This window comes from Polaromonas sp. Polasp52 (genome assembly GCF_059491565.1).
Genome location: NZ_CP168513.1, coordinates 290,812 through 311,673, shown reverse-complemented (window position 1 = coordinate 311,673; position 20,862 = coordinate 290,812). Strand labels below are relative to the sequence as shown.

At 64.2% G+C, this 20,862-nt stretch carries 20 protein-coding genes; 4 read left to right on the top strand and 16 right to left on the bottom strand.

All coding sequences use genetic code 11. From position 1 onward, the window contains the following. Nucleotide 1: 1 nt before the first annotated feature. The gene (locus tag ACEN9P_RS01535; RefSeq protein WP_495620887.1) at nucleotides 2-1,090 is read left to right on the top strand and encodes a PA0069 family radical SAM protein; all 1,089 of its coding nucleotides are present in this window, start codon (nucleotides 2-4) and stop codon (nucleotides 1,088-1,090) included. A 61-nt stretch (nucleotides 1,091-1,151) separates the two neighbouring features. Then, nucleotides 1,152-1,583 carry a GNAT family N-acetyltransferase gene (locus tag ACEN9P_RS01530; RefSeq protein ID WP_495620886.1) on the top strand — a complete coding sequence of 144 codons (432 nt, stop codon included), beginning with the start codon at nucleotides 1,152-1,154 and terminating at the stop codon, nucleotides 1,581-1,583. 13 nt (nucleotides 1,584-1,596) lie between these two features. Here ACEN9P_RS01530 and ACEN9P_RS01525 read toward each other — a convergent pair whose 3' ends face one another. From ACEN9P_RS01525 to ACEN9P_RS01480, 10 genes are all read right to left on the bottom strand, one after another. Further along, a complete protein-coding gene (locus ACEN9P_RS01525) occupies nucleotides 1,597-2,265 on the bottom strand; it encodes an amino acid ABC transporter permease (protein WP_495620885.1) in 669 nt (222 codons plus the stop codon). A gap of 92 nt (nucleotides 2,266-2,357) precedes the next feature. Continuing rightward, nucleotides 2,358-3,140, bottom strand: coding sequence for a transporter substrate-binding domain-containing protein (locus ACEN9P_RS01520; RefSeq protein ID WP_495620884.1), 783 nt, complete (start codon nucleotides 3,138-3,140; stop codon nucleotides 2,358-2,360). Between the two features lie 133 nt (nucleotides 3,141-3,273). Next, a complete protein-coding gene (locus ACEN9P_RS01515) occupies nucleotides 3,274-4,953 on the bottom strand; it encodes a phosphoethanolamine transferase (protein ID WP_495620883.1) in 1,680 nt (559 codons plus the stop codon). Nucleotides 4,954-4,990: 37 nt separating this feature from the next. Further along, on the bottom strand, nucleotides 4,991-5,863 hold the full coding sequence (fghA, locus tag ACEN9P_RS01510) for an S-formylglutathione hydrolase (protein WP_495620882.1): 873 nt from the start codon (nucleotides 5,861-5,863) through the stop codon (nucleotides 4,991-4,993). A gap of 110 nt (nucleotides 5,864-5,973) precedes the next feature. Further along, on the bottom strand, nucleotides 5,974-7,080 hold the full coding sequence (locus ACEN9P_RS01505; protein WP_495620881.1) for an S-(hydroxymethyl)glutathione dehydrogenase/class III alcohol dehydrogenase: 1,107 nt from the start codon (nucleotides 7,078-7,080) through the stop codon (nucleotides 5,974-5,976). A gap of 188 nt (nucleotides 7,081-7,268) precedes the next feature. Continuing rightward, entirely contained in the window at nucleotides 7,269-8,492 is a 1,224-nt protein-coding gene (locus ACEN9P_RS01500; RefSeq protein ID WP_495620880.1) for a glycerophosphodiester phosphodiesterase, read from the bottom strand. A 161-nt stretch (nucleotides 8,493-8,653) separates the two neighbouring features. After that, a complete protein-coding gene (gene dnaJ / locus ACEN9P_RS01495) occupies nucleotides 8,654-9,796 on the bottom strand; it encodes a molecular chaperone DnaJ (protein WP_477663994.1) in 1,143 nt (380 codons plus the stop codon). Between the two features lie 188 nt (nucleotides 9,797-9,984). After that, the gene (dnaK, locus tag ACEN9P_RS01490) at nucleotides 9,985-11,928 is read right to left on the bottom strand and encodes a molecular chaperone DnaK (protein ID WP_477663993.1); all 1,944 of its coding nucleotides are present in this window, start codon (nucleotides 11,926-11,928) and stop codon (nucleotides 9,985-9,987) included. Between the two features lie 146 nt (nucleotides 11,929-12,074). Beyond that, a complete protein-coding gene (gene grpE / locus ACEN9P_RS01485) occupies nucleotides 12,075-12,635 on the bottom strand; it encodes a nucleotide exchange factor GrpE (RefSeq protein ID WP_477663992.1) in 561 nt (186 codons plus the stop codon). Nucleotides 12,636-12,760: 125 nt separating this feature from the next. Beyond that, nucleotides 12,761-13,096, bottom strand: a complete 336-nt coding sequence (locus ACEN9P_RS01480; protein WP_074575048.1) for a winged helix-turn-helix transcriptional regulator — start codon at nucleotides 13,094-13,096, stop codon at nucleotides 12,761-12,763. Nucleotides 13,097-13,233: 137 nt separating this feature from the next. On the opposite strand from ACEN9P_RS01480, the gene ACEN9P_RS01475 reads away from it, so the two are divergent. Beyond that, a complete protein-coding gene (locus ACEN9P_RS01475; RefSeq protein ID WP_477663991.1) occupies nucleotides 13,234-13,824 on the top strand; it encodes a carboxymuconolactone decarboxylase family protein in 591 nt (196 codons plus the stop codon). A gap of 1 nt (nucleotide 13,825) precedes the next feature. Here the strand turns inward: ACEN9P_RS01475 and ACEN9P_RS01470 are convergent, their stop codons facing one another. Next, complete coding sequence (locus ACEN9P_RS01470) at nucleotides 13,826-14,527, bottom strand: GntR family transcriptional regulator (RefSeq protein ID WP_495620879.1); 702 nt, start codon at nucleotides 14,525-14,527, stop codon at nucleotides 13,826-13,828. Nucleotides 14,528-14,683: 156 nt separating this feature from the next. Between ACEN9P_RS01470 and ACEN9P_RS01465 the strand changes: the two genes are divergently transcribed. After that, nucleotides 14,684-15,718, top strand: a complete 1,035-nt coding sequence (locus tag ACEN9P_RS01465; RefSeq protein WP_477663989.1) for a Bug family tripartite tricarboxylate transporter substrate binding protein — start codon at nucleotides 14,684-14,686, stop codon at nucleotides 15,716-15,718. Nucleotides 15,719-15,784: 66 nt separating this feature from the next. On the opposite strand, the gene ACEN9P_RS01460 is transcribed toward ACEN9P_RS01465, so the two are convergent. From ACEN9P_RS01460 to gudD, 5 genes are all read right to left on the bottom strand, one after another. Next, the gene (locus ACEN9P_RS01460) at nucleotides 15,785-16,099 is read right to left on the bottom strand and encodes a winged helix-turn-helix transcriptional regulator (protein ID WP_477663988.1); all 315 of its coding nucleotides are present in this window, start codon (nucleotides 16,097-16,099) and stop codon (nucleotides 15,785-15,787) included. Nucleotides 16,100-16,245: 146 nt separating this feature from the next. After that, the gene (locus ACEN9P_RS01455; RefSeq protein ID WP_495620878.1) at nucleotides 16,246-17,307 is read right to left on the bottom strand and encodes a Gfo/Idh/MocA family protein; all 1,062 of its coding nucleotides are present in this window, start codon (nucleotides 17,305-17,307) and stop codon (nucleotides 16,246-16,248) included. 26 nt (nucleotides 17,308-17,333) lie between these two features. After that, nucleotides 17,334-18,302 (bottom strand): Bug family tripartite tricarboxylate transporter substrate binding protein, encoded by a 969-nt coding sequence (locus tag ACEN9P_RS01450; RefSeq protein WP_495620877.1) that lies wholly within the window; start codon nucleotides 18,300-18,302, stop codon nucleotides 17,334-17,336. 16 nt (nucleotides 18,303-18,318) lie between these two features. After that, nucleotides 18,319-19,308 carry a sialic acid TRAP transporter substrate-binding protein SiaP gene (locus ACEN9P_RS01445; RefSeq protein ID WP_007868596.1) on the bottom strand — a complete coding sequence of 330 codons (990 nt, stop codon included), beginning with the start codon at nucleotides 19,306-19,308 and terminating at the stop codon, nucleotides 18,319-18,321. Between the two features lie 161 nt (nucleotides 19,309-19,469). Next, the gene (gudD, locus tag ACEN9P_RS01440) at nucleotides 19,470-20,846 is read right to left on the bottom strand and encodes a glucarate dehydratase (protein ID WP_477663985.1); all 1,377 of its coding nucleotides are present in this window, start codon (nucleotides 20,844-20,846) and stop codon (nucleotides 19,470-19,472) included. Nucleotides 20,847-20,862: the final 16 nt, after the last annotated feature.

Below are 20,862 nucleotides of genomic sequence, written 5' to 3'. Positions count from 1 at the left end.
CGTGTCCGACGCCATCATCCCCCTGCATGCCATCAAAGGCCGCGGCACCGCCACGCGCATCGCGCACCGGTTTGAGAAGGACGTGCGCACGGCCTGGGACGATGGCTGGGGCACGCTGGAAGAGGGGCTGGCGGGCGGGGCGCCGCGGCTGGAAACCACGGTCACCCTGGAAGAGGCTCGCAGCGCCATTGTGCGCAACGATTCGCCCGACATCTTTTTTGACTACAGCATCAATCCCTACCGGGGCTGCGAGCATGGCTGTGTGTACTGTTATGCGCGGCCCACGCACAGTTACCTGAATCTTTCGCCGGGCCTGGACTTTGAAACCAAGATCATCGCCAAGCGCAATATCGCCGAGGCCTTGCGCGCCGACCTGGGCAAGCGCAGCTATGTGCCGCGACTGCTCAACATAGGCTCGGGCACCGACTGTTACCAGCCGGCCGAGCGCGAGCTGCGGCTCACGCGCGGGCTGATCGAGGTGATGCGTGATACCTGCCACCCGTTTTCCTTGATCACCAAATCCAGCGGCGTGGAGCGCGACCTGGACCTGATCGCCCCGCTGGCGGCCGACAAGCTGGCCGCCGTGTACATCACCATCACCACGTTGGACGGCGAGCTCGCGCGCAAGCTGGAGCCGCGCGCCGCGGCGCCGCACCGCCGCCTGCGTACCCTGCGCACCCTGGCCGAGCACGGCGTTCCTGTGGGCGTGAGCGTGGCGCCGCAGATTCCCTTTGTGAACGAGGACATGGAGCAGGTGCTGGAGGCGGCCTGGGAGGCCGGCGCGCGTTCGGCGTTTTACACGGTGATCCGCCTGCCCTGGGAAGTGGCGCCTCTTTTCAAGGAATGGCTGGAGCTGCACTATCCGCAGCGCGCCGCGCGCATCATGGCGCGCATCCAGGAGATGCGCGGGGGCAAGGACTACGACAGCGATTTCGCCTCGCGCATGAAGGGCTACGGCCTGTGGGCCGACCTGATCAAGCAGCGCTTTGAGAAATGCTGCAATCGCCTGGGTTTTAACCGCCAGCGTGTGGAACTGGACCTGAGCCGCTTCAGGCCGCCGGGCGCGGCGGGGCAGGGCAGCCTGTTCTGACGGCCCGGCAGCTTGGGGCCGCGAGGGCTATAGTGCAAGCCCAACATTGAAGGAGTTCATCTTGGCATTTGAGTGGAAGCATTCATCGGAGGACGTGGACTGGGACGCGCTGTCCCACCTTTACCGGATCGCGCCTTTGGGCGAGAAGAAACCGGCGGACCTGAAAATCGTGTTCTCCAACAGCCTGTTCAAAAGTTTTGTGTACGAGGGCGCCCAGCTGGTTGGCGCCGGCCGCGCGCTGGCCGACGGCATGGACTGCTCGTATATCTGCGACATCGCGGTGCACCCGAAGCACCAGGGGGTTGGCCTGGGCAAGGAGATTGTTGCCTCGCTGGTCGGCCTCTCAAAGGGGCACAAGAAGATCATCCTCTATGCGGTGGCCGGCAAGGAGCCGTTTTACCGCAAGCTGGGTTTCAGACGCATGCTGACGGCGATGGCGATCTTCAAGAACCAGGAGCAGGCGCTGCAGAGCGGGCTGATCAGCGACAGCTGAACGGATCCAATTTCTAGCGCAAATAGCTGCGGTTTAATCGCACCTCGAGCTTGCTCTGCAGTTTCTCGAAAGTGGCACTCATGGCCCAGTAAATGCCCGCGGCCGCCAGGTAGAGCGGAAAGGGCTGGAAGGTGGTGGCGATCACTTCCTTGGTCGCGAGCATCAGTTCGCCGACGGCGATCACCGAGACCAGGGAGGTGTCCTTGATCAGGCTGATCAAGCTGTTGGACAGGCTGGGCACGGCCAGCCTCAAGGCCTGCGGGCCAATCACGTAACGCAGGGTTTGCACCTGCGTGAGGCCCAGGCTGCGGGCCGCGTTCCACTGGCCGTGCTCCACGCCGTTGATCGCGCCGCGAATTGTTTCCGACAGGTAGGCGCCTACGTTCAGGCTCAGGCCCAGGATGCCGGCCGTGATGGGGTCGAACTGTATGCCTATGCTGGGCAGGCCGAAGTAGATGACAAAGAGCTGCACCAGCAGCGGCGTGCCGCGCATGCAGCTGACGTACAGCGCCGCGAACTGCGACAGCCCCGGCACCTTGGCCAGCCGCGTGATGGCCACAAAGGTACCGACGATGGCGCCGAAAAAAATCGAAGCCACAGCCAGCAGCAACGTCCATCCCGCGCCCTTGAGCATCAGCGGCAAGGCGTCGCGCAGCAGGGCGGTCAAGCCAGATAAATCCATGGGAAGTCTCCACAAATAAAAACCCCGGCTCGCGAGCCGGGGTGTCAGGCGCCTGCCGATAGCGGCGCGCGGCTGGATCGATGTTACTTCGATTACTTTGCGACAGGCGGCTTGCTCACGTCGCGGTCAAACCACTTCGTCGAAATTTTGGCGAAGCTGCCGTCGGCTTGCAGGTCGGCCAGCGCCTTGTCGAGGGCGGCCTTGAACTTGGGGTTGTTCTTGACGAAGGGGATGCCGGATTTTTCGAGATCGCCGACAGGGGCACCGGGTTTGAGCGGCAACTTGGTCTGCTTGACGATGTAGGGGATCAAGAGGCTGTCGTTGAGCGCCGCGTCGATGCGGCCCAGTGCCAGGTCCTGCAAATACTCTTGCGCGCCGGGATAGGTCTTGACGTCTATGCCGCCCACCTTCTTGGCGATGTCGGCGTAGTTGGTGCCCTGGCCCAGGCCCAGCTTTTTGCCCTTGAGGTCGGCCAGCGACTTGAACTCGCGCTTTTCATCCTTGCGGATGATCAGCTGCGGCGCGGAGATGGTGTAAGGCTCGGAGAAATCAAAAGTCTCCTTGCGTTTGTCGGTGATACCGACCTGGTTGATCACCACGTCGTACTTGCCGGCCTGCAGGCCGGCCAGGATGGCGCTCCATTCGCTGGTCGAGAACTCAGCCTTCACGCCCAGCTTTTGCGCCAGGGCATTGGCCAGCTCGACTTCAAAGCCGGCAAGCTGGCCGCCTTCCTTGAAGTTGAACGGAGGATAAGTGCCTTCGAGGGCCACCTTGAGCGTGCCGCGCTGCTTGACGGTGTCCAGCAGGTCGGCGGCGCTGGCGCCGAAAGCGAGTGTGAGAAGGAGTGCGGAGGCGACGGCCTTGCGAATATTCATATTCAACCCTTGCATAAGAGAATTGTTATTGAGATGAAATGTGAATATTAGATCCATCACCAAGCGCTTGCATGGCGGGCCTTTAAAGCCCTACATGGCATCCGGTGATGGTTGAACGGTGCTGAGAAAGTGCTCAGGGTTTGGTGCAGTGTGCGTAGATGTCGAGCGCGGGCTTGTAGACGCTGGTTTGCACGTTCATCAGGCCCAGCACCGAATGAAAGTAGTTGTCGTGGCTGACAGGCGCATCGAGTTGCTGCTTGAGGCAGGCCGTGCTCAGCTTGCTGCGCTGCTCGAAGCCGGGCGACAGCCAGGTGATCCAGGGCACGCGCTTTTGCACGTCGGGCGCGATGCCGTAGGGCATGCCGTGCAGGTAGAGGTTGTTTTCGCCCAGCGATTCGCCGTGGTCAGCCAGGTAGAGCAGGGCGGGCGCGCTGCGCGCTTCCTGCGCCTTGAGCCACTGGATGGACGAGGCCAGCAGCTGGTCGGTGTAGACGATGCTGTTGTCGTAGGCATTGACGAGGCCTTCCTTGCTGCAGCTTTGCAGCGCGTTGTCGGCACACTCGGGCAGGAATTTTTTGACGGCCTGCGGCGAGCGTTTGTAATAGGCCGGGCCGTGGCCACCCATCTGGTGCATCACCACCACCACGCCCCTGGCGCGGCGTTCGGCCGGCAGCGCGGCGATGCGCTCGTCAATGCCGCGCAGCATCACCTCGTCAAAACATTCGCCGCTGTCGCACAGGCCGGGTATCTGGAGCTGCACCGTGTTGACGTTGGGCACCCGGTCGCACACGCCCTTGCAACCCGACTGGTTGTCTATCCAGAGCACGGCCAGGCCCGCGCGCTGCAGCACGTCGAGCAGGCCTTCGTAGTTGGCCGGCCGCGAGTCATAGGCCTCGCGCCCGAAATGGGAAAACATGCAGGGCACGGAGGCGGCCGTGCTGGTGCCGCAGGACCAGGCGTTGCGCTGGCTCACCACGTTCTCTTTGGCCAGCAGCGGGTTGGTGGGGCGGCTGTAGCCGTTGAGCGAAAAATTGCCACTGCGCGCCGTCTCGCCCAGCACCAGCAGCAACAGCGGCGGCCTGGTTTGCGCGCTGTAGTTGGCGCCCAGTTTGGCGTCTTCGCCCAGCGGCAACACCACGGATTCATCGCGCTGGAAAGGCTTGGCCGCGATGGAGCCCAGCGCGTAAAAGGAATTGAGCGGATTGATCAGGTAGCGCACATGGGTGTAGTTGCGCATGACCGAGGCAATGCTCTGGAAAAACAGGAACACCACCAGCACCAACAGCACAGAGGCGCCGGCCAGCGTGGCGAAGTTGCCCAGCAGCTGCCGCGCGGCGCTGGCCCGTCTGACTTTTTGCCGCCACAGCAGCACCAGCGGCAGCACCGCCAGCACCAGCACCGTGGCCAGCAGCCGCCAGTTCAGCAGGTCGCGGGTTTCGCGCAGGTCGGTCTGCAGGGTGTTGACCATCATGGTCTTGTCGATGACCACGCCGTAGGCCATCATGAAGTAGGCGCCGAAGGCCGCCGAGAGCAGGAACAGGGTGATGGCCGGCTTGAGCGTCCAGCGCCAGGCCAGCAGGCTGAGCAGGGCGGTGGTGGCCAGCGTGATCACCAGCACCAGCGCGATGCTGATGACGGCGGCCTGGCCGCCGCTGAGGCCCGGCAGGCGGGACAGCTCGCGCCACAGCGCCACGTTACACACGGTGGCGATCCAGATGCTGGCCAGCACCACCAGCCACAGCGGTCGCATGCCGCGGCTGTGTTGGTTGGGAGATGCGAGAGGCTGGGAGGTGGGCGCGGGTTGCAGCGGCATAGCGCTGCATTGTATGGGTCGTGGGCTTATGCGGTCCTTAAGCCTGGGCAGCCAAACCCAGCTGCCGTGCATGGTGGTTCAGGTGTTCGGCCATGAAGCTCGCGATGAAGTAATAGCCGTGGTCGTAGCCCGCATGGCGGTGCAGTTCCAGCGGCTGGCCGGCCTTGGCGCAGGCGGCTTCAAACAGTTCGGGGTACAGCTGTTCGGCGAGGAATTTGTCGGCCAGGCCCTGGTCTATGCGTATGCCCCCAGGGTAGGGTGTCGCGGGCATGAGCTTCATCAAGGCGGTGGCGTCATGCGCGATCCAGTTTGATTCGTCGCTGCCGAGATAGCCAGTGAAGGCCTTGCGCCCCCAGGGGCACTGGCTGGGTGCGCAGATGGGCGCAAAGGCCGAGACCGATTTGAACAGGTCCGGATGCCTGAGCGCGAGTGTCAGCGCGCCGTGGCCGCCCATGGAATGGCCAAAGAGGCCGACGCGGCCCGCATCCAGCGGCAGGGCGTCGGCCAGCAGCGGCAGCAGCTCTGCCGTGATATAGCTCTCCATGCGGTAGTGCCGTGACCACGGTGCTTGCGTGGCATCGAGGTAAAAGCCTGCGCCCACGCCAAAGTCCCAGCTCTCGGCCTCGCCGGCAATGCCTGCCCCGCGCGGGCTGGTGTCGGGCGCGACCAGGGCCAGGCCCAGTTCGGCCGCCAGGCGCTGGGCACCCGCTTTGATCATGAAGGTCTCTTCGGTGCAGGTCAGGCCGGCGAGGTAGACCAGGAAGGGCACCTTGTTGCCGGCCAGGGCCTGCGGCGGCAGGAAGACCGAAAAGCGCATGGGCAGGCCGATCTCGCGCGAGCCGTGCTGGTAAAAGCGCTGCAGGCCGCCGAAGCAGCCGTGTTCGCTGAGGAGTTCAGGTTGTGTGGTCATCTTCTTCTTTTCAAGCAGGGGCCGCGGGACTGGCTTTGCCAGACCGCAGGCGCAGCGGCCCCCTCGGGGGGCAGGGAGCTACACGAAGTGAGCGACCGTGGGGGCTTACCTTAATACAGGACCACGCCGCGGATGGACTCGCCGCTTTTCATCAAATCAAAGCCCTTGTTGATGTCCTCCAGCGGCATGGTGTGGGTGATCAGGTCGTCGATGTTGATCTTGCCTTCCATGTACCAGTCGACGATCTTGGGCACATCGGTGCGGCCGCGCGCGCCGCCGAAGGCCGAGCCTTCCCATTTGCGGCCGGTGACCAGCTGGAAGGGCCGGGTGCTGATCTCGGCGCCGGCTTCGGCCACGCCGATGATGATGCTGCGGCCCCAGCCCTTGTGGGTGCATTCCAGCGCCTGGCGCATGACCTTGGTGTTGCCTATGCATTCAAAGCTGTAGTCGGCGCCGCCGTCGGTCAGCTGCACGATGGCGTCGACCACGTTCTCGGTGTCTTTCGGGTTGATGAAGTGGGTCATGCCGAATTTGCGCGCCATTTCCTGGCGCGTGGGGTTGATGTCCACGCCTATGATCTTGTCGACGCCCACCATCTTCGCGCCCTGGATCACATTGAGGCCTATGCCGCCCAGGCCGAACACCACGACGTTGGCGCCGGCTTCGACCTTGGCGGTAAAGAGCACCGCGCCTATGCCGGTGGTCACGCCGCAGCCTATGTAGCAGACCTTGTCGAAGGGCGCGTCTTCACGGATTTTGGCCAGCGAGATTTCGGGCGCGACGGTGTAGTTGCTGAAGGTGCTGGTGCCCATGTAGTGGAAGATGGGCTTGCCGTCCAGGCTGAAGCGGCTGGTGGCGTCGGGCATCAGGCCCTTGCCTTGCGTGCCGCGAATCAGCTGGCACAGATTGGTTTTGCGCGAGAGGCAGAACTTGCACTGCCGGCATTCGGGCGTGTAGAGCGGGATGACGTGGTCGCCTTTTTTGAGCGTGGTCACGCCGGGGCCGACGTCGACCACGATGCCCGCGCCTTCATGGCCCAGGATGGCCGGGAAGATGCCTTCGGGGTCGGCGCCCGAGAGCGTGTAGTAGTCGGTGTGGCAGATGCCGGTGGCCTTGATCTCGACGAGCACTTCGCCGAACTTGGGGCCTTGCAGGTCCACGGTTTCAATGGTCAGGGGTTGGCCTGATTTCCAGGCGACGGCGGCTTTGGTTTTCATGGTGAGAGGGCTTGTGTTGGAGGTGGGCGAAGGCGCGTTGCGCTGCGTAAGGCACTATAAGCCAGTCACCCAGGAGCACGGCCCGCAAGATGTTTCATTTTGAGAAAACCCGGGCACTCGCAACCCCAAAGAAAAAGCCGCCCGGCCCCCAAAGGGAGCGCAGGCGGCTCGCGTCGTATAAGGGGGGCTTAGCGGCCGGCTTCCTTCAGGTACTGCGTGCGCGCAGCGATGGCGGTGTCGGTGAAGTCGGTGAACACGCCGTCCACGCCGGCGCGGTAGAAGGCCAGGTACTCGGCCTTGGGGTCACCCTGGTAGTCGGCGGCCAGGCGGCGGCGCTCATTGCGGAAGGTGAAGGGGTGGACAAACAGGCCCGCCTTGTGCGCGTCAGCCACCAGGCTGGTCGCGGGCAGCGAGGTCGAGTCGGCGTCGTTGAGCTTGCCGTCGCCGTTGATGTCGACCTGCTTGCCGTCGGCGCCTATCGTGCCCTTGGTGCTGATGATGTAGCGCTTCCAGGGGCCAATGCCGTCGGCATAAGTCTTGATTTCGGCCAGGCCCGCGGGTGTGACCATGGCGTCGAAGAAGCGCTTGTCGCCGGCCAGGGTCCAGTCATAGGGACGGTCGCTGGGCAGGGCAAAGGTCACATTGCCGGTCTTGGGGTCTATGCCGTCGCCGTCTATGAGCTGGATCAGGCGCGTGTTCAGGCCCTTGCTTTTCATGTACTTGAGGCTGCCCGGTTCAAAGGACTGCACGTAGATGGGTGCGGTCTTGCTGTTCCAGCCGGCGGCATTGATGATGGCGATCAGCTTGTCTTCCATCGGCAGGCCGCGCTCGCGGAAGTAGCTCGGGTTCTTGGTTTCAGGGTAGATGGCAATGGTGCGGCCGGTCTTGATGGACTGGGCCTTGGCCAGGTCCACGACTTCCTGGAAGGTCGGCACCTTGTACTGGCCGTTGAACTGCTGCGGGCGCTCGGCATCGGTCGAGATCGCGCCCAGGGTGCGGATTTCAGCCAGCGTGAAGTCGTCGCTGAACCAGCCGGTCTGCGTCTCGCCGTCGACCTTGATGGTCTTCTTGCGCGAGGCGAATTCGGGGTGCTTGGCTACGTCGGTGCTGAAGGCCAGGTTGGGGTCGTGGCGCATCATCAGCACGCCGTCCTTGGTCACGATCAGGTCCATCTCGATCACGTCGGCGCCGAGTTCGATGGCGCGCACATAGGCTTCCAGCGTTTCTTCAGGGATGTAGCCTGAAGCGCCGCGGTGGGCGATGACCAGCGGTGCCTTGCCGTCCAGGGTGGAGAGGCCGGCTTGCGAAGGCGTGCCCGAAGAGGAGCAGGCGGCCAGCAGCACGCTGCTGCAGACGAGGGCGAGCAAGCTACCTTGCTTGAAGCTGAAGGCCTTGCGGGTCGAGACGGTCATTTTATTTTCCTGAGTTAAAAAGGCTGATCGTAGGCGCGTGATGACGACAGGCCTGTGACAGGGTGTGCGTCTTGTTGGCAAAAACAACACCCGCGTCTTTTCGGCCGGGCATAAAAAATGCCGGAACAGGTCCGGCATTTTGGGGGTTGAGCAAAAAAAGTTCAGGCGCTGAAGAAGCTCTTCAGTTTGTCGGCCCAGCCTTCTTCGCTGGGCGAATGTTTGGCGCCGCCTTTTTTCAGCGACTCGTCGAGCTCCTTGAGCAGCTTGCGCTGGTGCTCGGTCAGCTTGACCGGCGTTTCCACGGTGATGTGGCAGTACAGGTCGCCGGGATAGCTGGAGCGCACGCCCTTGATGCCCTTGCCGCGCAGGCGGAACTGCTTGGCGGCCTGGGTGCCTTCGGGGATGTCGATGGCGGCCTTGCCGGCCAGGGTCGGCACTTCGATCTCGCCGCCCAGCGCGGCCGTGGTGAAGCTGATGGGCACGGCACAATGCAGGTCGTCGCCGTCGCGCTCGAAGATGTCGTGCTTCTTCAGGCGGATCTCGATGTAGAGGTCGCCGGGCGGGCCGCCATTGGTGCCGGGCTCGCCGTTGCCGGTCGAGCGTATGCGCATGCCGTCGTCTATGCCCGCGGGAATTTTCACTTCCAGCGTCTTGTTGTTCTTGGTCTTGCCCACGCCGTGACAGCTCACGCAGGGTTCGGGGATCAGCTTGCCCGTGCCCTTGCACTGCGGGCAGGTCTGCTGCACGCTGAAAAAGCCCTGGCGCATCTGCACCACGCCGTGGCCGTGGCAGGTGGTGCAGGTCACCACCTTGGTGCCGGGCTTGGCGCCGCTGCCGTGGCAGGTGTTGCAGTCGTCCCAGCTCGGGATGCGGATCTGCGCTTCCTTGCCATGGGCCGCTTCCTCGAGCGTGATTTCCATGGCGTAGCTGAGGTCGCCGCCGCGGTAGACCTGGCGCCCGCCGCGTTGCTGGCCGCCGCGCTGGCCGCCGAACACGTCGCCGAAGATGTCGCCAAAGGCCTCGGCAAAGCCGCCGAAGCCCTCGGCGCCGGGGCCGCCGCGCATATTCGGGTCCACGCCCGCGTGGCCGTACTGGTCGTAGGCCGCGCGTTTGTTCTCGTCGGAGAGCATCTCGTAGGCCTCTTTGGCCTCCTTGAATTTTTCCTCGGCGACCTTGGATGCGTCCCCCTGGTTGCGGTCGGGGTGGTGCTTCATCGCGAGCTTGCGATACGCTTTCTTGATGTCCTCGTCACTGGCGTTCTTGGGAACGCCCAGTACGTCGTAATAGTCTTTTTTGGTGGCCATGGCAGCTCAGGGTCTTCGTTGATCGGTCTCGTCAGGCAGGCGGTCCATCCGGGCATTCGCGGGTGGCGGCAGATGCGCAAAAGCGGAAAGCCGGGATTGCTCCTGGTTTCCGCCTTTTGCATCCGCCTGTGCCGCCTGCCTTTGCATGCAGTTATCGCGCCAATGCGGGGCTTGTTGCCTTAGGGCGCTCAGCCTTTTTTGACTTCCTTGACTTCAGCGTCCACGACATTGTCGTCGGCCGGCTTGGCTTCCGCCTGCGCCGCGCCTGCCGCGCCCGCGTCGCCACCAGCGGCCGCTTGCGAAGCCTGCATGTCGGCATACATTTTTTCGCCGAGCTTCTGGCTGGCTTCCATCAGGGCCGTGTTCTTGGCGTCGATGGCGGCCTTGTCGTCGCCCTTGAGCGCCTCTTCCATGTCCTTGATGGCGGTCTCGATCTTTTCCTTCTCGCCGGCTTCGAGCTTGTCGCCGTATTCGCCCAGCGATTTTTTCACGCTGTGCACCATGGCTTCGGCGTTGTTCTTGGCGGTCACGAACTCGACCTTCTTCTTGTCTTCTTCGGCGTTGAGCTCGGCATCCTTCACCATCTGCTGGATTTCAGCTTCGGACAAACCGGAGTTGGCCTTGATGGTGATCTTGTTTTCCTTGCCGGTGCCCTTATCCTTGGCGCCCACGTGCAGGATGCCGTTGGCGTCGATGTCGAAAGACACTTCGATCTGCGGCGTGCCGCGCGCGGCCGGCGGGATGCCCTCGAGGTTGAACTCGCCCAGCGCCTTGTTGCCCGAGGCGATTTCGCGTTCGCCCTGGAACACCTTGATGGTCACGGCTGGCTGGTTGTCCTCGGCGGTCGAGAAGGTCTGCGCGAACTTGGTCGGGATGGTCGTGTTCTTCTTGATCATCTTGGTCATCACGCCGCCCATGGTTTCAATGCCCAGGGACAGCGGGGTGACGTCGAGCAGCAGCACGTCGGTGCGGTCGCCGGACAGCACCTGGCCCTGGATGGCGGCGCCCACGGCCACGGCTTCGTCGGGGTTCACGTCCTTGCGCGGCTCCTTGCCGAACAGCTCCTTGACCTTTTCCTGCACCTTGGGCATGCGGGTCTGGCCGCCGACCAGGATTACGTCATGGATGTCGGAGGCGCTGACGCCTGCATCCTTCATGGCCACGCGGCAAGGGGCAATGGTGCGCTCGATCAGCTCGTCGACCAGGCTTTCGAGCTTGGCGCGGGTCAGCTTGACCAGCAGGTGCTTGGGGCCGGTCGCGGGGTCGTGCGCGATGTAGGGAATGTTGACTTCGGTCTGCGGGCTGTTGGACAGCTCGATCTTGGCTTTTTCGGCGGAGTCCTTCAGGCGCTGCAGGGCGACCACGTCCTTGGACAGGTCGATGCCGCTGTCTTTCTTGAACTCGGCCACGATGTAGTCGATGACGCGCTGGTCGAAGTCCTCGCCGCCCAGGAAGGTGTCGCCGTTGGTGGACAGCACTTCGAACTGCTTTTCACCATCGACGTCTGCGATCTCGATGATGGAGATGTCGAAGGTACCGCCGCCCAGGTCATACACGGCGATCTTGCGGTCGCCCTTTTCCTGCTTGTCCAGGCCGAAGGCCAATGCAGCGGCGGTGGGCTCGTTAATGATGCGCTTGACGTCCAGGCCGGCGATGCGGCCGGCGTCCTTGGTGGCCTGGCGCTGCGCGTCGTTGAAGTAGGCGGGGACGGTGATCACGGCGTCGGTGACCGGTTCGCCGAGGTAGTCTTCGGCGGTCTTCTTCATCTTGCGCAGGATATCGGCGCTGACTTGCTGGGCCGAGATCTTCTTGCCGCGCACTTCCACCCAGGCGTCACCGTTGTCGGCGGCCACGATGGAATAAGGCATCAAGGAGATGTCCTTCTGGACTTCTTTTTCGCTGAACTTGCGGCCGATCAGGCGCTTGACGGCGTACAGCGTGTTCTTGGGGTTGGTCACGGCCTGGCGCTTGGCGGACGCACCGACCAGCACTTCGCCGTCTTCCTGGTAAGCCACGATGGAAGGGGTGGTGCGCACGCCTTCCGAGTTCTCGATCACGCGGGGCGTGTTGCCCTCCATGATGGACACGCAGCTGTTGGTGGTGCCCAGGTCAATGCCGATGATTCTTCCCATGATATTTACTCCTGCTTTTTTGATTCGTGAAGATGAAAAGTGGTGTGGCCGGGGTTTCTTCCTGGCCGCTGTGAATGACTATGTTGATAACTTGTGGGTAAGTTGATGGGCTTCAAGGGCCTCAACATGTTTTTGCATTCGTTTGTTTATTTGGGGGCTGCCACCGTGACCAGCGCGGGGCGCAGCACGCGCTCGGCGATCAGATAGCCTTTTTGCAGCACGCTGACCACGGTGTTGGCTTCCTGGTCGGCCGGCACCATGCTGATGGCCTGGTGCTGGGCGGGGTCGAACTTGGTGCCGGCGGGGGGATCTATGGCCACCACCTTGTTGCGCTCGAGCGCGCTCTTGAGCTGCTTGAGCGTGGCTTCGGCGCCTTCGCGGATCTGCTCGGGCGTGGCTTCCTTGATGGCCAGGCCGGCTTCCAGGCTGTCGGCCACCGGCAGCAGGCTTTCGGCAAAACTCTCCAGCGCGAACTTGCGGGCCTTGGCCACGTCCTCGTCGGCACGGCGGCGGGCGTTTTCGGTCTCGGCCTTGGCGCGCAGGTAGCTGTCGGCCAGCTCGGTGTTTTTGGCCTGCAGCGTGGCGACTTCGGCCTGGGCCACGGTCAGCGCGTCAAACTCGTTGGCGGCCTGCGCCGCTTCCAGTTCTTCAGGGCTGGGTTCACCGCTAAGGTTTTGATTTTGTTCGGGTTGTGTGTTTTCAGACATGCGAGGCAACAGGGTTGGTGTTGGTAAGGTTCCCAACTGGGGATGGCAAAGCCCTTTTCAAGACAAGGGCTTCAGTTTTGGCTACGAAAGTTTTGGCCGCCGGGGGGCAGGGCGGCCGGCTTGGCTTATGCGTCCTGGGCGGCCCATTCTTCTGCCCACTGGTGGAGCGGTTTGAGCTTGTGCAGCAGGCCGCTGCCCGTGGCGGTGAGGCCGTAGCCGCCGCTCCCGAGTTCGACCAGCCGCGCTTCGCGCAACTCCTTGAGCCGGTCGTTCATGACCGAAGGCGACATGTTTCCGGCGCTTGCTGCCAATTGCCGGAAATTTTGCGCCTGCCCGTCGCGCAGCTCCCACAGCAGCCGCAGCGTGCCGCGGCGGCCCAGCAGGTCCAGCAGCGCCATCACGGGCCGGCCCGTGGCGGAGCCGCGGACCGGTTTGCCGGGAAGGGGTAGCGTGGAAGTCATGCCCCGGATTGTAGGGGCTGCACCTGTCGTGTCCGCGACGGTTGCTACGGAATGCGTAGCGATATAGTTGTCGCACGCTACGGAATCCGTAGCGAATTGAAGCCCTGATCCCTCTACACAACAGGAAACCTATCACCATGGCCCAAATGACAAACGCCACCGCAGCCCCGCCGCGCATCGCGCCGCTGGAGCCGCCTTACACCCCGGAGCAGGACGCGCTGCTCAAGAAAATCACGCCGCCCGCCGCGCCCAACGTGCTGGCGTTGTTTCGTGTGCTGGCCGTCAACCCCAAACTGCTGGAGCGCATGCCTTCATGGGGCGGGTATCTGCTCGGCACCAGCGCCAGCCTGTCCCTGCGCGACCGCGAGCTGGTGATCAACCGCGTCTGCGCGCGCTGCGGGGCCGAGTATGAATGGGGTGTGCATGTCAGCGCCTTCGGCCGGACGGCGGGCTTCAGCGACGCGGACACGGCCGCGATTGCCGATCCGGCCTCCGGTGGCCGGGGCCTGGCGCAGCGCGACAGGCTCTTGCTGCAACTGGTCGATGAGTTGCACGACAGCAGCACGGTGAGCGATGCGCTATGGCAGGAACTGGCAGGCCTGTGGTCGCCGCCCCAGCTCATAGAACTGCTGATGCTGGCCGGCTGGTACCACGCGATCAGCTATGTGTGCAATGCGGCACGCGTGCCGCTGGAGCCCTGGGCGGCACGCTGGCCGGCGAGGGGATGACTTACGCTGCCGCGCGTTTTTGCAGGCGCGCCATGAGTTCGCGCTTGTTGTCCCGGCTGCGGTGGGCGTGTTCGCGCATCAGCGCCTCGGCGCGCGCGCCTTCGCCGGCCAGCAGGGCGGCCAGCACGTCCTCGTGGTCGCTCTGGGCGCGCTGGATGAAGCCGAACTCCAGCAGCGGCAGCGAGCCGTTCAGGCTCAGCGCGCCGGCGCCGGCCATGGGAGTTTTGCTCACATGCGCAAGGGCCGAAACCAGCGTGCTGTTGCCGGCGGCGTCCACCAGCGCGGCGTGAAAGCGCGCATTCATGGGTACCCAGCGGGCCGCGTCGATTACATGGCCGGCGGCGGCGGCTTTCTCCAGCAGCAGCCGGCCCTCAGCGATGCAGGCCCGCAGCTCTGCCTGGGTCTCGGGGCTGATGCCGCGCTCGGCCGCCTGCCGCGCCGCCATGCCTTCGAGCACGCCGCGCACATCGACAGCGTTGGCGATTTCGTCCACACTGAACTGCCGCACGCGAAAGCCGCGCGTCGGCAGGCGCTCCAGCAGGCCTTCCTTTTCAAGCTCGCCGAGCGCAATGCGTATGGGTGTGCGCGAGACGGCCAGCTGGGCGGAAAGCTCGAGTTCCACCATGCGTTCGCCGGGCGCGGCCTGGCCGCTGAGGATTCTTCGCCTCAATTCGTGGGTGGTGTAGTCGATCTGCGAGGACATGCGGGGATTCTGGTGGAATGGTTTTCAAATTATTGCATGCAAAAATAGCGTGACCTAGGGTTAACTAGCTATTTGTTGATGTTATTGCGTGCAATAAAATAAGATGACTAAGAATTTTATGCCTTGTCCCGGCGTACATATTTCCCAGGAGACACGATGAATTTGCTGCTCTGCCATATGCCCCATTGCTCGCCGCCGTCGGCTTTTTGGCTTCGCCGCCTGCTGCTGGCTCATGCCGCCGTAGTGGCCGCGCTAGCCCTGATGGCACCTGCCGCCCAGGCCCAGCCGGCAGTGACTTATCCCAACAAACCCATCAAGCTGGTCGTGCCCTTTCCGGCCGGCGGCGGTGGCGACACACTGGCGCGCCTGGTGATGCTGCGCGCGGCCAAGGAACTGGGCCAGCCCATCGTGGTGGAAAACCTGGGCGGTGCCGGCGGCAACGTGGGCAGCGCGGCCGCGGCCAAGGCGCCGGCCGACGGCTACACCTTGCTCTACGGCACCAACGGCACGCATGCCATCAACCATGCGATCTACAAGTCGCCGGGTTTCAGCGTGCGCGACTTCGAACCGGTGAGCCAGCTCACGCGCATCGCGGCCATGGTGGTGGTGCGGCCCACGCTGCAGGTCAACTCCATGGCCGAGCTCACCAAACTGCTCAAGGCCAATCCGGGCAAATACACCTTCGGCTCGGCCGGCAACGGCACGACTTCGCACCTGGCCGGCGAGATCTACAAGTCGCGCGCGGGCCTAGCGGTGGTGCACATTCCCTACCGCGGCGGCGCGCAGGCCATGACCGACCTGATGGGCGGGCAGGTCGACATGATGATCGAGGTGATGCCCAATGCCGCGCCCCAGGCCAAGGGCGGGCGCGTCAAGCCGCTGGCGGTGACCACGGCCACGCGCGTCGCGGGCTGGCCCGAGCTGCCCACCATCGCGGAGTCGGGCCTGCCAGGCTTCGACGTCAGCGCATGGGACGCGATTTTTGTGCCGGCCGGAACGCCGCGCCCCATCGTCAACCGGCTGAATGACGCGATCCACAAGGCACTGGCCGATCCCGAGTTGCGCGCGCAATTGCAGTCGCGCGGCGCCGAGGTCGCGCCCGGCACGCCGGAAGAATTGGCCAAACACATCGCGAGCAATATGACGCTGTGGGGCGATGCGGTGAGGCGGTCGGGCGCCGCGGTGGACTAGGGGGAGGGCGCAGCCCGCCATGAAAAAAGCGACCAGGTGGCCGCTTTTTTGTGGAACCGGCGAAGTTCAGGGCTTGGGTTTTTTGGCCTGGCTGAGCACCCATTTGCCGGCGAAGGCCTGCAGGTCATTCAGGCGCTTGAGCAGGTCGGCGCCCAGCGTGGTGACGATGTAGCCTTCATTGCCGTGGCCGATCAGGCCGGCCGCGCGCAATTCCTTGATGCGGGTGTTGAGGGTGTTGGGCGTGATGTTGCCGACGCTGTCCTGCAGCAGGCGAAAGGTCTGGGGATGGCCGTCTTTGAGCGCCCACAACACGCGCAATGCGTAGCGTGCTTCCAGCAATTCAAGTAGCTGGCCTACCGCTGCATTTTCTTTGGCGCTCATCAGCTCATCTCCTCGGTCACAATCCGGTCACAGGTAGTCGTTAAGCAAAAAGCTTCTATCGTCGGGACCAAATATAACGCAATTTCCTGACTGCTACGAGTTTTATAGCTGCACATGCCCGCCACGTCTGGACGACGGCCCCGCAGCTACATCATGGGAAGAATTGCTTGCGAATGCAAGGCCTCCGCGGCGCCGGATCGTGACGATGCCATGACGGCTTCTATCACTTGTTGCACACCCAGTGCGGAGCGTCCGCTGACGGCGGGCGTCGTGCCGGTTTTCACCGCGCGTATGAAATCCTGCAGCACGGTTTTGTGCGCGGCGTGGTCGAAGGCCATGGGGTCCGCGCCGCCGCCCGAAGCCTGGCGACCGCCGGCGCTCACGCTCCTGCCGTCCTGGAAAGCGGCCCGCATTTCGCCACCTTCGAGCGTCGCCGTGCCGCGCGTGAAGTTGAGTTCGATGCGCTCGGGAAAGCCCGGGTAGGCCGCCGTCGTGGCTTGCAGCACCGCCACCGCGCCGCTTTGGTAATGCAGCAGCGCGGCGGCCGTGTCCTCGCCTTCCATGCGGTGCACGGCACTGGTGCTCGCTGCGCCGGTCACGCGTGCCGGCATGCCGATCAAATCCAGCAGCAGATCCAGCGTGTGTATGGCCTGCGTGATCAGCACGCCGCCGCCGTCACGCGCCAGCGTGCCGCGCCCGGGTTCGTCGTAGTAACTTTGCGGCCGCCACCAGCGCACAGTTGCGCTGGCGCTCACGAGCTGTCCCAGCTCGCCCGAAGCCATCAAGGCGCGCAGCGCTACCGCCGCTTCGCGCAGGCGGTGCTGCAGCATCACGGCCAGCGTGACGCCGGCCTGCTCGCAGCACTCGACCAGTGCGTTGGCGCGGTTCAGGTCTATCTCCAGCGGCTTTTCGACCAGCACATGTTTGCCCGCGCGCGCGGCGCGCCGCACGATCTCAAGATGCGTGTTGGGCGGCGTCAGCACCAGCACGGCTTCAAGGTCGGAATCTTCGAGGATGTCTTCCAGCCGCGTGGTCTTGCGCGTGCCGGTGGGCACTTGCACACCCACCAGCCGTTCGGCGCTGCGGCCATAAACATAAACCAGCTCGGCTTCGCCGGCCAGGTCCCGCAGGCTGTGGAAATGCGGCGCGGACCCGAGGCCCGCGCCTATGGCGGCGATGCGCAGCCGCCGGGGAGAAGGTGAGGACATGGTTTTTGGGGGCAGGGCCCGGCGCCTCAATCGGCGGTGATGCGGCGGGTCTCTATCAAGGTCTTCCAGCGCGCCCATTCACGCAGCTGGAAGGCGGTGAATTCTTCGGGCGTGCTGGCGACGACTTCCAGTCCCTGGTCCAGCATGCGTTTTTTGAGTTCAGGGTCCTGCATGGCGGCAACCACCGCGTCGCTAATTGCCTTCTTGGTAGCGGCAGGCAAGCCTTTGGGCGCGGCCATGCCTTGCCACGAATACACCTCGGCACCCTTCACGCCGGCCTCGGCCAGGGTCGGCACGTCGGGCAGCACGGGCGAGCGTTTGTCGCCGGTGACGGCGATGGCGCGCAGCTTGCCCGCGCGTATGTGCGGCAGCACGGCATTGACGTTCTGGAACGAGAAGTCGACCTGGTTGCCCAGCAGGTCGTTGACCGCCGGGGCGCCGCCCTTGTAGGGCACGTGCACGCCTTCGGTTTTGGACTGCTGCCAGAAGAGCTCGGCCGACAGGTGGTCGGACGAACCGTTGCCCGAACTCGCGAACGAGACCTTGCCCGGCGTTTTGCGCAGCAGCGCCAGCACATCGTCCAGGCTGCGTTCGGGCCGCGCGGCATTGGCGACCAGCACATTGGGCGCCTGCACCGGCACGCTGATGTAGTCGAAGTCCTTGGTGGCGTCATAGGGCACGCCCTTGAGCAGGTGCGGCGCGACGACAAAAGCGCCCAGCGAGGACACCAGCAGCGTGTAGCCGTCGGCGGGCGCGCGCTTGACCTGGCCGGCGCCTATGGTGCCGGTAGCGCCCGGCCGGTTGTCGACGACGAAGCTACCGCCCAGCCTGGCCTGCAGCTGCAGCGCGAGTGCACGCGCCACCATGTCGGTGGAGCCGCCCGCGGGAAAGGGCACGACGATGACCACGGGCTTGGCCGAAGGCCATGCGCCTTGGGCCCAGGCGGGCAGGGCGGCACCGGCCAGCATGGACTGGATAAGGGAACGGCGTTTCATGGGGCTTCCTTCCCGCCTACTTGATGGCCTGGATGCGCTCGTACAGGCTCTTGGGCCAAGGTGCGTCGGCGGCGGTCAGCGAAGGCAGCACGGCGGCCGCGAAAGGCGCGCGGTCCACCTTGTTGACGGTCTTGCCCTTTTTCTCGAACTCGGCAACCAAGCGGTTTTCCGCGTCGACGATGTCCTGGCTGGCGCGGCTGGACGCTTCCCACAGCACTTGGTCGAATATCTTCTTGTCGGCGTCGCTGAGCTTGGACCAGACCGAGCCCGAGACGGCGGTCACCAGCGATTCGGTGATGTGGCCCGTCAGCGTGATGTACTTCTGCACTTCATAAAACTTCTTGGCCTCGATGGTCGGCAACGGGTTTTCCTGCGCATCGACGGTGCCGTTCTGCAGTGCCAGGTAGACCTCGGCAAAGGCGATGGGCGTGGGGTTGGCGCCGACCGCCTTGGGGAACATCACGAACAGCGGCGCATCGGGCACACGCAGCTTGAGGCCCTTCATGTCCTCGGGCTTGAAGATGACCTTGTTAGAGGTCATGTGGCGCAGGCCGTAATAGGTGTAGCCCGCGATGTGCTGGCCGCCGGTCTTGCTTGCATAACCCTGGGCCAGTTCCTGGAAGATGGGGCCGTTGCGGAAAGCCTGGAAGTGGTTGTAGTCGCGAAACACAAAAGGCGCGGCGGCAATCGACAGCGGCGGGTAGGCGCGGCCGGCAAAGGCGGCGCCGGTGTAGATGATGTCCACCGTGCCCAGTGTCAGGCCCTGGTTGATCTCGGTTTCCTTGCCCAGCGATGAGGCCGGGAAGACCTCGACCACATAGCGGCCATTGGTTTTCTTCTTGATTTCATCGGCGGCCCAGACGGCCTGCTTGTGAAAGGACTCGGACGTCTCGTAGACGTGCGCCCATTTGAGTTTGGTCTGTGCCGCCGCGCTGCCCGCGCCCAGCGTGCCGGCCAGGGCCAGCAAGGTCGCGCCCGCAAGGCTGCAGAGGGTTCTGCGTTTCATGTCTTGTCTCCTGATATTGCTATGGTTGTGGGTGGGTATCGCTGGTGGAAAAGGCGCCGGGGTATACCGCCCCCGGCGCCCGACTGGGCTACGTCCACGCCCAATGGCAAAAACAAAAAAAGACCTGCGGGAGCCTCTAACTTCCCGCAAGCCCGCTGTGTTTAGCGCACCATGCAGGGCATCTTGTTGTTGAAGGCCCAGCCCGGGATCAGGTATTGCATGGCCACGGCATCGTCGCGCGCGCCCAGGCCGTGCTTGAGGTAGAGCTGGTGGGCTTTTTCGACCTCGGCCATGTCCAGCTCCACGCCCAGGCCGGGCTGCTTGGGCACGGCGACCTCGCCATTGACGATTTGCAGCGGCGCCTTGGTCAGGCGCTGGCCGTCCTGCCAGATCCAGTGCGTGTCGATCGCAGTGACCTTGCCCGGCGCGGCGGCGGCCACGTGGGTGAACATGGCCAGCGAAATGTCGAAGTGGTTGTTGGAGTGCGAGCCCCAGGTCAGCCCCCAGGTCTGGCAGACCTGCGCCACGCGCACCGAACCCTGCATGGTCCAGAAGTGCGGGTCGGCCAGGGGGATGTCCACCGACTGCAGGTGGATGGTGTGCGAGAGCTCACGCCAGTCGGTGGCGATCATGTTGGTGGCGGTGGGAAGGCCGGTGGCGCGGCGGAATTCCGCCATCACTTCACGGCCCGAGAACACGCCTTCGGCGCCGCAGGGGTCTTCGGCGTAAGCCAGTTCCTTGTGGCGGTCCTTGCAGATGCGGATGGCGTCCTTGAGCAGCCAGCCGCCGTTCGGGTCCAGCGTGATGCGCGCCTCGGGAAAACGCTCGGACAGCGCGACGATGGCTTCCATTTCTTCCTCGCCGCGCAGCACGCCGCCCTTGAGCTTGAAGTCCTTGAAACCGTAGCGTTGGTAGGCGGCTTCGGCCAGCGCGACGATGCCCTTGGCGTCCATGGCGGCCTCATGGCGCAAGCGCAGCCAGTCGTCCTGGGCGTCGGGCGCCGACGCGTAGGCCAGGTCGGTCTTCTTGCGGTCGGCGACATAAAACAGGTAGCCCAGCATGGCCACCGAGTCGCGCTGCTGGCCTTCGCCCAGCAGGGCCGCGACCGGCACACCCAGGAACTGGCCCAGCAGGTCGAGCAGGGCGCTTTCCACGGCGGTCACGGCGTGGATGGCCACGCGCAGGTCAAAGGTCTGGTTGCCGCGGCCGCCGCTGTCGCGGTCGGCGAAGGCGGTGCGCAGCGTGTTGAGGATGCGGTTCCAGTCGCCTATGGACTGGCCTTCGATGAGGGGGGCGGCATCGTTGAGGGTCTTGCGTATCTTCTCGCCGCCCGGAACCTCGCCCACGCCGGTGCGGCCGGAGCTGTCGGTCAGGATCAGGATGTTGCGGGTGAAGAAGGGGCCGTGCGCACCGCTCAGGTTCAGCAGCATGCTGTCCTGGCCGGCCACGGGAATCACCTGGACGCGGGTGATGCGGGGCGTTTGTGAAGCGGCGGGTGGGGAAACGGGAGAGGCTTGGGTGGCTTGGGAAGCGGGCATACCGGGCGTGTTGTAG